Raw genomic sequence first — 12,115 nt, 5'->3', positions numbered from 1 at the left:
ACGAATTCGTGGCTCAGGGAGCCCCACCTCGGGAGATGAGTTCACGGGCCAGTTGCCGGTACGCCTCCGCGCCCGAGTGTTTGGGCGCGAAGCTGGTGATGGGTTCGGCGGCCACGGAGGCGTCTGGGAACTTCACGGTGCGGTTGATCACGGTTTCAAACACTTTGTCGTCAAACGCGTCGACGACACGTGAGATCACTTCGCGGGCGTGCAGTGTGCGCCCGTCGAACATGGTGGCCAAAATACCGTCGATTTCAAGACCCGGGTTGAGGCGGTCTTGAACTTTTTCAATCGTTTCGACCAACAAGGCCACACCGCGCAGGGCGAAGAATTCGGTTTCAAGCGGAATGATGACACCGTGCGCTGCCGTCAACGCGTTGACGGTGAGAAGTCCCAAAGACGGCTGGCAGTCGATGAGAATGACATCGTATTCGTCAGCAACTTTGTCCAGTGCCCGGGCCAGCACCTGTTCGCGCGCGACTTCGTTGACCAGCTGAACTTCTGCGGCTGACAGGTCGATGTTGGCCGGCAACACGTCAATGAGCTGGTGTTCCGTGTGCTGGATGACGTCTGACGGGTTCACGCGACTCGACATGAGTACGTTGTACACGCTCTGTTCCAAGTCGTGCGGGTTGAGCCCCAGGCCCACCGAAAGTGCGCCCTGCGGGTCGAAGTCAACCAGAAGTACGCGACGCCCGTAATCCGCCAAAGCGGCACCCAAGTTGACCGACGACGTGGTTTTACCCACGCCACCTTTCTGGTTGACCATCGCGATGATCCGTGCGGGACCGTGGCTTTCAAGCGGTGGCGGTTCCGGAAATTGTCGAACCGGCCGGCCGGTGGGTCCGAGTTCCTGTTCTTCCACGCACGTGCCTTTCTTCGAAACGATCTTCTTTCACCCTATCGCGCTCTGGGGTGGGTCGATGCATAGACCTCTTTCAGCGCTTGGCTCGTGACCTGAGTGTATATCTGAGTGGTTGTCACGGACGAATGCCCCAAGAGTTCTTGGACAATTCGGATATCGGCCCCACCTTCCACTAAGTGGGTTGCGCACGAATGCCGCAACGAGTGCGCCGTGACACCCGGAACGTCGGCAACCTCGGCGGCCTTTTTCACGATCGCCCACGCGCTTTGCCGGGACAGTCTGCCACCTCGGGCGTTGAGAAAAACAGCGGGACTTGAGGCGGCCCACGCGGGCCGGCCGCGCGTCAACCACGCCCCCAACGCTTCAATCGAGTGGGAGCCCAACGGCACCAGGCGTTCCTTGTTTCCTTTTCCGTACACGCGCGCAATGCCGACGTCCACGTCGACGTCGTCATGGTCAACCCCTACGGCCTCACTGATGCGAGCGCCGGTGGCGTACAGGAACTCCACTAAAGCGACGGCGCGCAGTTGGGCGGGGTCGGCGCTGTGTGGATCGCCGGCAGCGTGAATGATCTGGCCCACCTGGTCGACGCTCAGCGCTTTGGGAAGCCGCATCGTGTCGGTGGGTGGTTGCACGTCATCGGCGGGGCTCGCTCCCCCGGTTTCGGCCGCGGTGAAGTGGTGGAGCCTGCGCACAGCTACCGTGATCCGGGCTCTGGATGTCACGGCAAAGTTCTGTTGCGCAATGTGTTCAATGAAACCGGCAACGTGTTCGCTGGTGACGGCCCCGAGGTCGTTGACCCCTGCGTCTGCCAGGTAGGTGACGTATTTTGCGAGGTCGCGGGCGTACGCGTCGACGGTGTTGCGTGAACTCCCCCGCTCCAATTGCAGGTACGTGAGGTACTCGCTCACGGGGCGGATGAGACCTGAGGGGGCATCCGGCAGGAGGGACGCCCCGTGCCGTGCCCCAGTCACGAGTTCAGGAATCCGTTGAGCAGGTGATTACGTGCGGGCCACGGGTCATCGACTGGGCGCAGGTTCGTAAATCCAGTTTCTGCGTGCCTAGCTGTGTGAAGGATGCCCAAACATGCTGTTGCATTGGTGATGTGACCGGCCATGACCGCTTGGACGGCATCCTCTAAGGGCACCCAGTGTGGTTTGATCTGGGCTTCTTCTGCCGTGCGCTCGCTCGCTGGGTGCGTGGTGATGTCACGGGCCAGGTAGATGCGTAGCGCTTCCGAAGAACCCCCGGGTGAGGTCAGCTGATCGGCCAGTACGTTCCAGGTTTTGGCGCTTAAGTCGACTTCTTCGCGCAGTTCCCTGGCAGCTGCCACGTGTGGTTCTTCTCCAGCGTGGTCCAGAAGTCCAGCGGGAACTTCCCACTCGATGACTCGTAGCGGATGCCGGTACTGTTGCATGAGCATGACGCGGTTGTCGTCGTCGAGAGCCACAACGGCCACAGCGCCCGGGTGGCGCATGACCTGGCGGGTAAGTGCGGTGTCGGTTCCTGGTAGCACGAAGCGTTGTTCAACCACGTCCCACACAGCGCCAGTGAAAACCACTGAGCTGTCGACAATGTGCGTGTCGACGTACTGGTCGCGCATTAGTCGTCGTTGAGGACAAGCGCCTGTGCGTACACGCTCAAGAGGTGGTCAGCGATGAACGTGTGGCGCGCGGTGCTCACGCGGTCGTGAGCGTGGATTCCGTTTTGCACGCGCAGGGCCGGACGGTCGATAAGTTCCGCGACAGCGTGTAGCGCACCGTCCACATCGTCTGGTGCGAACTGTGGAACACCGTCGCCGTACATACGGCCGTTTTGTTCCGAGCCGACGAACACAACTGGACGGCCCAACTGCATGAGACGTTCAGCGTCAACCGCGGTCATCCGGTCAGACGCCACAACGACATCGGACGCTGCCAAAACATCGACCGTGGACACTTCTTCTGCCAAACGCATGTGCTCGACCCTGTCGACGATTCCGCTACGCACCGTAGAGCGGGAACGTCCGCCACCGGTCAGCGCGAACACCCACGAGCGGTCGGAGCGGTACGTTGCCAACCGGACACCCACCTCGGCGATGGTGGTCACGGCAGGCGAATCGATGAGAGCGACCGGGCTCGACACGAGCCACGCACCAGACGGAACATCGAGCAGGTCGCGCGCCTCTTCGCGTGACAGCCGTGGCTGAGCCACCGGGTCGACGTCGCTTGAGAGCAACTGAGCACGTTCCACGACCGCAACAGTGTCCACGTACTTTTCGACGATGGGTTCTGTGGTTCCCAAAACCACCGTGGCAGTTTTGGCGACGATCTGTGCTTGGGCGTCAGCGAGCATGCTGCCGTCACGCCCTACGGATGCGACAATCGACGGGTGCATGGACTGCGGTAGGCCGGTGAGACCAGCGCCGGCAAGAGCCGCTGCGTGCAGACCGTGCGCGTGGACCAGGTCGATGTGACGGTAGTACTTGTGCAGTGTCAGCGCCGTGTTTGGGTCATCCAAGCGAAGGCCTGCACCTGCCCCGATTTCGATGTGACGCAAGCGGTCGCCGGCCACGTTCAAGGCCTTGAAAACCGACTCGCGCGACGCAACTGCCACACGGTAGCCAGCGTCGAGCTGTGCCTGAATTGCGTGACGTGCTACTTCTGCGAGAACCGAATTAGCGTCAGTCAGAACGTGCATAATGCGTGTGTCTGCAGGTAGCAGTTCACTCATTGTGTTCCTTTCACCGGTGGGACCCATACGCCTAGCCTATCGAATTCCACCCGAGTTCAAGATCAGCCTTTGCGAGGTTCAGGAAGAGGGTTAGGCACGAGTGCTTTTGCACTGTCAGCGAAACCGTATGATTGGTGTTTTTTGGTGGACTGGAGATCGGCAACTGCAAGGGCTGTGATGACGGTGCCAGCTGAAAGGTCAACGCCGTCGACCGTGGTAGCGGGAACCTTGCGGTCACGCAGTTGTTTTACGGCGCCCTGGCTTCCGCTGTCCACTGTGCCAGACGCAACGGTGGGTGCTGTTGCGCCAAGTTCAGTGAGCAGTCCCGTGTAGTCGTCTACGGGTTGCGCGTCTTCTTCAGTGGAGTCGCCTAAAAGGAACACCACGACGTCGGCGCGTGCGTAGCTTCCGCCGTTGAGGCGTTTAGCCGAGCGCAGTTCGTCGATCACTTTGGTGGCTTGATCAGGGTTATACGCGCCTTCGTGTTCACCGGCGTAGGCCTGAGCAATCGCTTTCTCGAATGCCTCACGCGGGTCGGCTGGAAGCTTGGGGTCGATCTCTTTGAGAGCTGCGATTGCTTTATCGCTCTCTTCAGGTTTGAGTGACTCAGGAGTGAGTTGTCCCCCGTCGCTCACGGTGGCTCCGGCATCTTCTAGGCGCCCTTGCACGTTTTTGATGGTCTGCGAGGGTGTGTTTGGGGTTGAGACCAGAGTGACTTTGGTTCCCTTGAGAGTATCGGTGAGAAGCGCAGGTGCCGACTCCGTGATGTACGTGTTCAGTTTGTCGATTGAACCGTTTGCGGTGTCGAGTTTGGTGCGCAGATCATCGCGGTCAGAACGCAACGAATCGACCTGTGACTGAAGAGATTCACCAATGGGTTGTTTGAGTGGCCCTGCGCCCAGGACGATCCCTACGGCCAGTGCCAAAAACACAGAGATGATGCTCACTAGGTGATAGCGAAAATCAATCACAGTTGTCCTTCCATCCGGGGAGGTATCACCACGAAAAGAGATTACCTATCCAGCTAAAGAATCCATCGAATTGCGCACCCAAAAGACCCAAGAAGGTCTGTCCGGCAGCGGTTGCCATGAGTGCGACAAACAGGGCGAACAGGCCGGCTAACGCCAGTCCTGCCAAGAACCAGTTGGAGAACTGCCGGCGGTACAGAAGCGAGACACCTTTTGCATTGATCAGGCGTGTTCCCAAGCGTAAGTGGGTGATGAGGCTGGGGCCGTACAGGGTCGCATCGTCGTCGACCATGTCGGTGAGCACGTCATTGCTTCCGACGGCCACGATAAGAGGCGCGTCCAGCGAATCTGCCACGAGCAAACCTGCGTCGCGGTTACTGCCCAGCGTGGGAAGCTTGTGATACTTCAGCTCTTGCGATTTCATGCGTTCCGTACCTGCGGAACCATCCTCGTCAGGTGAGTGGGCTAAGAGCAGTGCGCCACAGTTCGCTGACGCATCGGCGACCGAGTTGAGGTCTCCCACAATAATGTCGGGAGTGAGCCGGGCGTCCAGCAGGGCGTCGGCACCTGTGTCGACGCCGATCAGGACTGGTTTGTATTCCTTGATGTACCCGCGCAACATTTCGAGGTCTTCTTTGTAGTGCGCGCCAGCGACCACAACCAGTGCTTGCCGTGAGCGAAGCGACTGAGGAAGTTCAGGAAGCTCGATGTCGGACTCAACGAGGTCCGGGTGTTCGTGTAACGTGGCGCCAAGTTCGCTCGCGAACTCGCCTACCAGCGAGTCGAGCTGAGTGCGCGGGTCCTTCTTTTGCGTCATTATCGAATCATTGTGACATGTTTAGCCCACAAAGCCCTGTTTCTGGGCTCGGGCCGTCTGCATGAGTTCCGTTGCGTGTTCACGCGCTGCAGCGGAGTCACTCACCCCGCCCAGCATGCGCGCCAGTTCGGCTTCGCGTTGATTATCCGCGACTTCTGTCACTCCAGAGACTGCTCCGGAGGGGTTGGAATCGTCTTTGCGAATCACCAAATGTGTGTCTGCCCATGCCGCAACCTGGGCTAAATGTGTGACAACAATCACCTGGCTGTGTCGTGCAAGAAGCGCCAGGCGGCGCCCAATTTCAGTAGCCGCGGCACCGCCTACGCCGGAGTCAACCTCGTCGAAAATGAACGTGGGGAATGCGTGCGCACGCGCGATCACCACTTCAATCGCAAGCATCACTCGCGAAAGTTCACCACCGGATGCAAGCTTGGAGATATCACCCGGCGCGGTTCCTCCATGGGCAGAAAACAGCAGGCGGATCGTATCTGCTCCGTGGGGTCCAGGCTCCGTAGGCTCGATGTCAAAAACAACACGGGCATGTGGCATGGAAAGGGCGGTGAGCTCTCCCTGAACTGCGTCGGTAAAGTCGTGTGTGGCACTCATGCGAGCCTCGGTGAGCGCGCGTGCGTGCTCGTGCAATGAAGTTTCGCACTGACTGAGTTGTTCGTCGATCCCTGCGAGGTCAGAACTGTCGGCACGCAACTGAAGAAGCTCTTCACCGGCTTTCGTTTCAAACTCCAGGATGGCCTCGACGTCATCGCCGTACTGTTCGAGTTCAGCTAGCTGAGCGATTCGCGTGTGCGTATCTTCGAGCGATACGTCATCGAGTTCCGCGAAGCTCGCGAGGTACGCAGACAGTTCCGAGGCCACGTCTGAGGCGGACAGGGCCAGTGCCGTGAGTGCCTCAGCTTGTTCTTTCACTGCTTCGTCGTGAGCGCGTGCGTGGTTGACGTGGTCGGCTGCGCGGTGAAGCAAGTCCACCACTGTGGGCGCTTCTGAAAAACCGTCGCTGACCAGCATGTCGCATGCGGTCTGGACTGTCTGTTTCACGTCATCGGCGGCTTCTAGCTTCAGCACAATTCCTTTGAGTTGCTGATCCTCGCCGTCGACCGGACGAACCCGGTCAATGTGCGCAAGCGCTCCTTCTAGGTACTCAATGCGTGCGTTACGTTCCTGTTCGCTCGCGTGCAACTCTTGTGCTCGCGCTTGAACGCGCTTCCATTCCTCAAATGCGTTCACGTATGCGTCACGCACGCGCGCCAGGTTTTCGCCGCCGTAAGTGTCCAGCAGTTCGCGCTGTTTAGACGCGGAGCGCAACGTCAGCTGTTCCGACTGGCCGTGCATGCTCACAAGCTTCTCCCCCACTTGGGAAAGAACTGCGATAGGTACCGTGCGTCCGCCGGCTGTGGCACGGGCCCGTCCCGAGGTGGGAATCGTCCTGGTGACCACCAACTCGCCGTCATCTACGGACCCGCCGGCATCCTCCACCCGGTCAACGACCTCGGGCTGGGAATCTACGGAAAAGATCCCCTCAACAACGGCCTTGGAAGCGTCAGTGCGCACGGCCTGAGTTTCTGCCCGTGCGCCCGTGAGCAGGTTCAACGCGGACACGAACATGGTTTTTCCCGCACCTGTTTCACCAGTCACCACGGTGAAGCCTGGGCGCAAGTCCACGTGGGCGTTCTCAATCACGCCCATGTTGTTAATCGACAGTGACTCGATCACGCTTGTGGCCCCCTCCACCCGCTGACGGGGAGCTGGAACTTAGCCACGAGGCGGTCGGTGAACAAGTCGCGGTTGAGTCGAGCCAACGAGACGGACTTCTGTGCGCGCACGGCTTCGACGCGGGCACCCGCAGGGACTTTAAAGCGGAGTTGCCCGTCGCACCACAGTTGCGCGTCGGTGTGCGACTGAGTGGGAATGAACTCCACGCCCAAACGTGAACGCGGCGACACCACCAGCGGTTTTGTGAAAAGCGCGTGGGCAGAAATAGGGATCATGAGGAGCGCTTCGACTTCTGGCCACACAACCGGGCCACCGGCAGAAAACGCGTACGCCGTGGAGCCCGTGGGGGTTGCGAAAATGACCCCGTCGCATCCGAACGACGACACGGGCCGGTAGTCCACCCCCACGACCACTTCGATCATTGAGGAGTAGCGCCCCTTTTCGATCGTGGCTTCGTTGAGAGCCCAATCGCGGTGGAGCAAGTGGCCGTCTTGTGTGACGGAGATGTCGAGTGCCATGCGCTGTTCGACAAAGTACTGGCGCATGATGGCGGCTTGGGTGGCTTGTTCGAGTTCCTTGCGTTCCGACTCAGCTAAGAATCCCACGTGGCCCAGGTTGATTCCCATGATGGGGACCGCGGTTTCGTGGTACATGCCGGCCGCGCGCAGAATGGTGCCGTCGCCTCCCAAGACCATGATGAGTTCAGGGTCTGCGGTTTCGAGTTCATTGGCAGACAGCACTTTGATGGGGGTGGACGGTTCGCCTTCGTAACTGACCAGTCCGGCGTAATCGTCGTGGGACATGACGGGGGTGACATTTTCTGCGTGCAGAAGCGAGCACACGTTAAGCGCCGCCTGTCTGGCGTGCGCACGGTGCGGGTGCAAAACGACGACGATATTTCTCATGTCACCTCCCCTTGTGAAACTACCGGACTTTCAGCGTAGACGAAATACTCGATATTTCCGCTGGGTCCAGGAAGATGAGATTCGTGGGTTCGCAGAATGTGCGCCCCCGCCGAACGCATGTGCGAGATAACCCGGTCGACGGCCTCTTCGCGTTTCTGCTCCGAGGTGACCACCCCGTGTTTGTCCAGGGCCGAACGGTCCAGTTCGAACTGGGGCTTCACCATGAGGAGCATGTGCCCGCCGGGGCGTGTGATGTCCATGAGCCGGTCGATGAACAGCGTGAGGGAAATAAAGGACACATCGGCAACAACCAGGTCTACTTCGCCACGCGTCCACTCTGGGGTGAGTTCACGCAGATTGTGCCCTTCGAGGTTCGTCACGCGCGGATCGGTACGCAGGCTCGCGTGGAGTTGGTCGTGGCCCACGTCCACCGCGTAGACGTGCGCAGCACCTTTTGTGAGCAGGACTTGTGTGAATCCGCCTGTCGAGGCACCCGCATCTAAGCATGTCAGCCCGTCTAACCGGTCAACTGCCAGATCACTGAACGCGCCTAAGAGTTTGTGCGCCGACCGCGATACCCACGGGTCTGCTTGGGTGAGCGCCAGCTGGTCCTGTGGCCCTACCGTGTGGCTGGGTTTTGTCACTGGATGATCGTTGACCGTGACGTTGCCTGCCGCGATTTCGCGGGCGGCCCGGTTACGCGAGGCGACGAGTCCGCGGGCCACCAGTTCGGTGTCGAGCCTGGGCACTAGGGCCGTAACCCATCCAGCTTTGTGGCCATGGAGTCAAGAAGTTCGTGCAGTTGGGTGATTGCGGTGTCAATCTCGCCGAGGTCTCCCCCAGGTAACGCCTGAATGTCCTGGGCGCGCTGTTCCCAGTTCATAGTTGCCCGCTCAAGGTGCCGGCGTCCAGGTCCGTGTTGTGGGCGTGCATGTATGCAAGGGCTGCGTTCACTGCCAGTAGCGGATCTCCGTCGTGGGCCACGGCACCCGCCTCAACCCGCACGGAAGCCGAACCACACCGCGCTTCGGTGGGGCCCACCTCGGCGGCGGGGAGCTCTTCCAGCAGATCAGGTAGCCCGGACACGATCCGGGTGGGGCGCTGGTGCTGCGGGGCACGCAATGCGGCGTCGATGCTGGTCACGCCCGTGAGTGTGAGTGCCGAGTCGATCCCGGCTGCCACGGCTGCTTCGATGTCGGTTTCAAGCTGGTCCCCCACCATGAGCGGATTGGACGCGCCCATCGCGTCGATGGTCTGGGTGAGCATAGTGGGCTCCGGCTTACCCGCGTACACGGGGGTGGCACCGCTGAATGTGGCCACGATGTCAACGAACGTCCCATTTCCGGGCATGATCCCCCGGCCGGTGGGGATCGCCTTGTCCGGGTTCGTTGGACGGTACTGGGCGCCGTTACGCACGGCCGTGATGGCCCAGGAGATGTCTGTCCACGTGGTGCTAGGGCCGAACCCTTGCACCACCGCCGCCGGGGTGTTCTGGGTGAGCCAGTCGCGGTTGTCAGGGGTAATGACGGTAAACCCGTGCGACGCGACACACGAACGCAAGAACTCGCTGCCCAAAACGAGCACTGCGGAGTTTGTGTCGATGTCGTGCGCGAGCTTTTCGGCCGCCGCTTGCGCGGACGTCCGAACGTGCTGTGGCGTGCAGTGGATGTCGAACGACGCAATCGTCTGTGCGATTTCTTCGACGTCACGTGCCGCGTTGTTGGTGATGAACGCGTACGGGGTGCCGGCGTTGTGCCACGTTTGCAGAGCGTGCGATGCTCCCGGGATTGGTTCTTTCCCCCGGTAGATCACGCCGTCAAGGTCAAGAAGGATCGCGTCGTACATGTTTAGCGAACGGTTTCTGGGTCGATGCCGGCTTCTTCCAGGATTTCGTCTACTTCGTCTTCGACGTCAATGTTGGGGTCCGGCGCCGAGGTGTCCTCTGGTTCCGGCTTCTCGTCGGGTTCTCCTGTCGCTGGTTCTTCTTCAGCCAGTTCTTCTTCTGGTTCTTCTTCGATGGTGATGATCTGGATGCCCTCGTTGGGGTCTGGAGTTTCGTCACCGAAGAGAACGTTGGTGCGCTGTGCGGTGCGGCGGGCCAGTTGTTCGTACTTGTCTCCGGTTTCTGTGTCCCCTTGAGCGCGCAGAATGTCCGCATACATGCTTAAAAGTCGGACTGCCGACCCGGGGGCGTGTCCGGTGAACCCTTGTGCTTCGATGAGAGCTTTCGCCGCTGGCAGGTTGTCCAGGTCCATGTGCGCCCCGGCCACTACGAGCACGAATTCGATCCACGTCTGCGGGTCGAAATCTGACTGCTTCGCTTCTGCGAACATGTCCAGGGCTTTTTGGGGTTTTTCGCGCCCGCGTTCGGCATCTGCGATGACGGGAATGTTCTCGGTTGCTCCGGTGATGCGTTTGTGGGTGCGGAGCTCGCGGAGGGCTTCGTCGTACTTGCCCAGGCGGTATGCGACGAGTCCTAGAGCTTCGCGCGTGGCCGCGATACGACCTGCTGATTCGACTGCGTACCGGGCGTGCTGATATGCCGCCTCAGGGTCAGAGTCGATAAGGGTACCCGCGGCCGCCAAGTGGTTGGAGACAACTTCGCGGTGTTCGCGCGAAAGCGGAGTGAGCTGTTGGTGAACGGAGGAAGAAAGAATGCGCCCTGAGACGCCTTCCGGCAGTTCGGGTTCTTTCATCTTCCGAGGTCGGTCATATCCTCGGGAGTGTTTTCCGGGCTGCTGCTGGCGTCGTCTATCCTGTCCGCCACGACGCGCTGGGCGACGTCCCTTGAAGTTGTTCACTGCGCTCCGTTCATGTCGATCGAACATCTACTCTACCCGTGTCGACGATCAACCCTCAACGCTGAGAACTCGCACACGATGTGGCTCGCGGTCTGTGTCACACAGTGGGTGAAGCCGGTGCCAGCCCACAGGTTGAGCATCTGCGGGTCGTTGGCGTGCGCCTTGCGGATGGGTGACGTCATATAGTGAACGTGTGGGTATCCCACAATCTGTTCAGGTTCCATCGTGGTGGTGAACGTATTGGCGAGTCCGCGTGCAATGCGTCCAGAGAATGCCCTGGTTTGTACCGTTGACGAGAACTCCCCGCTGACCAGAGCGTGTGCGTGCGAGGGTTTGGTTCCGGCTTCAGTGGCAGTGAGAAAACGAGTGCCTATGGATACAGCATGCGCACCAGCGTCGAGGGCTCGTTGCCCCTGCCGAACGGTACCAATTCCCCCGGCTGCCACAAGTGGCACAGAGACCTTACTGCGTACTTCTTGCACTAAGACCGGAAGTACGGTTGGCGTCACTGCCTGGTCTTGTCGATGAACCGACAGGTGCCCACCGGCTTCCGTCGATTGCACAATCAGAAAGTCCGCCCCGGCTTCGACCGATGCCACTGCTTCGGCTGTACTAGTTACTGTGACGCCTACGTGGCTTCCGTTGGCTTGAACACGTTGGATGACTGCTGTATCTGGCAGGCCGAATGTGAACGTCACGACCGCCGGTGCGTGCTCGAGAACAATGTCAATCTTGTCGTAGAAGTGGTCGTCGTTGAACTCCGGGACGTCTATTGTTTTACCGAATGCTTCTCCGAGTGCAGTTGCGTAACGTTTGAGGTCATCGGTGTCTGGCCGAACTGTTTCGGGGACGAAGATGTTCGCGTTGAAAAGGTCAGTGAGTTCACGTGTTTGTGTCAGGACCTGATCGAAGTCTTCCGGGCTGAGATAGCCAGCTGCGATGGAGCCTAAGCCCCCGGCGTTGGTGACTGCGGCTGCGAGTTCGGGTGTCGATGGGCCGCCTGCCATAGGGGCGCACAGGATGGGTACACGTAGATCGTTCAGCACGCTCATGTGTGACAGTATGTCATGAATGCAGAAAAGAGGAGGCCACGGCTTTGTGGTCTCCTCTTTTCTTTGAAGTTGGTTTTGCGGCGGTGTCTTACTCTCCCACACACTCTCGTGTGCAGTACCATCAGCGCTGTCAGGCTTAGCTTCCGGGTTCGGAATGGGGCCGGGCGTTTCCCTGACGCTATAACCACCGCAAAAAACTGTGGGGGCACACAGTGTGTGTGCACGGTGTTGTTTTGCGTGTTCGTGTGGACGCGAGTAGTGATGAAG

Annotated in this window: 13 protein-coding genes and 1 rRNA gene; all 14 read right to left on the bottom strand. The window is 59.8% G+C overall.

The features are described 5' to 3' along the window. Positions 1 to 13 precede the first annotated feature (13 nt). Positions 14 to 865, bottom strand: a complete 852-nt coding sequence (locus tag JOE56_RS09490; RefSeq protein WP_293847642.1) for a ParA family protein — start codon at positions 863 to 865, stop codon at positions 14 to 16. Positions 866 to 900: 35 nt separating this feature from the next. Next, a complete protein-coding gene (locus tag JOE56_RS09485; protein ID WP_204515775.1) occupies positions 901 to 1,839 on the bottom strand; it encodes a tyrosine recombinase in 939 nt (312 codons plus the stop codon). Then, positions 1,836 to 2,468, bottom strand: coding sequence for an NUDIX domain-containing protein (locus tag JOE56_RS09480; RefSeq protein ID WP_204515774.1), 633 nt, complete (start codon positions 2,466 to 2,468; stop codon positions 1,836 to 1,838). The genes JOE56_RS09485 and JOE56_RS09480 overlap by 4 nt, the downstream gene beginning before the upstream one ends. Next, on the bottom strand, positions 2,468 to 3,577 hold the full coding sequence (locus JOE56_RS09475; protein ID WP_204515773.1) for a glycosyltransferase: 1,110 nt from the start codon (positions 3,575 to 3,577) through the stop codon (positions 2,468 to 2,470). Before JOE56_RS09475 ends, JOE56_RS09480 begins: the two co-directional genes overlap by 1 nt. A gap of 62 nt (positions 3,578 to 3,639) precedes the next feature. Then, the gene (locus JOE56_RS09470; protein WP_204515772.1) at positions 3,640 to 4,548 is read right to left on the bottom strand and encodes a copper transporter; all 909 of its coding nucleotides are present in this window, start codon (positions 4,546 to 4,548) and stop codon (positions 3,640 to 3,642) included. A 25-nt stretch (positions 4,549 to 4,573) separates the two neighbouring features. Beyond that, positions 4,574 to 5,362 (bottom strand): putative cytokinetic ring protein SteA, encoded by a 789-nt coding sequence (steA, locus tag JOE56_RS09465; protein WP_204515771.1) that lies wholly within the window; start codon positions 5,360 to 5,362, stop codon positions 4,574 to 4,576. A gap of 21 nt (positions 5,363 to 5,383) precedes the next feature. Beyond that, complete coding sequence (recN, locus tag JOE56_RS09460; protein ID WP_338028656.1) at positions 5,384 to 7,090, bottom strand: DNA repair protein RecN; 1,707 nt, start codon at positions 7,088 to 7,090, stop codon at positions 5,384 to 5,386. Next, positions 7,087 to 7,995 carry an NAD kinase gene (locus JOE56_RS09455; RefSeq protein ID WP_102238300.1) on the bottom strand — a complete coding sequence of 303 codons (909 nt, stop codon included), beginning with the start codon at positions 7,993 to 7,995 and terminating at the stop codon, positions 7,087 to 7,089. The genes recN and JOE56_RS09455 overlap by 4 nt, the downstream gene beginning before the upstream one ends. Next, positions 7,992 to 8,744: a TlyA family rRNA (cytidine-2'-O)-methyltransferase gene (locus tag JOE56_RS09450; RefSeq protein ID WP_204515769.1), complete on the bottom strand. Its 753-nt coding sequence runs from the start codon at positions 8,742 to 8,744 to the stop codon at positions 7,992 to 7,994. Before JOE56_RS09450 ends, JOE56_RS09455 begins: the two co-directional genes overlap by 4 nt. Further along, positions 8,744 to 8,878: a hypothetical protein gene (locus tag JOE56_RS11495; RefSeq protein WP_275577226.1), complete on the bottom strand. Its 135-nt coding sequence runs from the start codon at positions 8,876 to 8,878 to the stop codon at positions 8,744 to 8,746. The genes JOE56_RS09450 and JOE56_RS11495 overlap by 1 nt, the downstream gene beginning before the upstream one ends. Beyond that, the gene (locus tag JOE56_RS09445; protein WP_204515768.1) at positions 8,875 to 9,840 is read right to left on the bottom strand and encodes an HAD-IIA family hydrolase; all 966 of its coding nucleotides are present in this window, start codon (positions 9,838 to 9,840) and stop codon (positions 8,875 to 8,877) included. Before JOE56_RS09445 ends, JOE56_RS11495 begins: the two co-directional genes overlap by 4 nt. A gap of 2 nt (positions 9,841 to 9,842) precedes the next feature. After that, positions 9,843 to 10,796 carry a tetratricopeptide repeat protein gene (locus tag JOE56_RS09440; protein ID WP_204515767.1) on the bottom strand — a complete coding sequence of 318 codons (954 nt, stop codon included), beginning with the start codon at positions 10,794 to 10,796 and terminating at the stop codon, positions 9,843 to 9,845. A 32-nt stretch (positions 10,797 to 10,828) separates the two neighbouring features. After that, positions 10,829 to 11,848 (bottom strand): NAD(P)H-dependent flavin oxidoreductase, encoded by a 1,020-nt coding sequence (locus tag JOE56_RS09435; RefSeq protein WP_204515766.1) that lies wholly within the window; start codon positions 11,846 to 11,848, stop codon positions 10,829 to 10,831. A 75-nt stretch (positions 11,849 to 11,923) separates the two neighbouring features. Continuing rightward, positions 11,924 to 12,040: ribosomal RNA gene (gene rrf / locus JOE56_RS09430) — 5S ribosomal RNA — on the bottom strand. Between the last annotated feature and the right edge of the window lie 75 nt (positions 12,041 to 12,115).

Origin of the sequence: Brevibacterium paucivorans, assembly GCF_016907735.1 — a bacterium.
In the GTDB taxonomy this organism is placed as follows: domain Bacteria; phylum Actinomycetota; class Actinomycetes; order Actinomycetales; family Brevibacteriaceae; genus Brevibacterium; species Brevibacterium paucivorans.
Note: the sequence above shows the minus strand (reverse complement) of the source record. Positions and strands in the feature narration are given on the sequence as shown.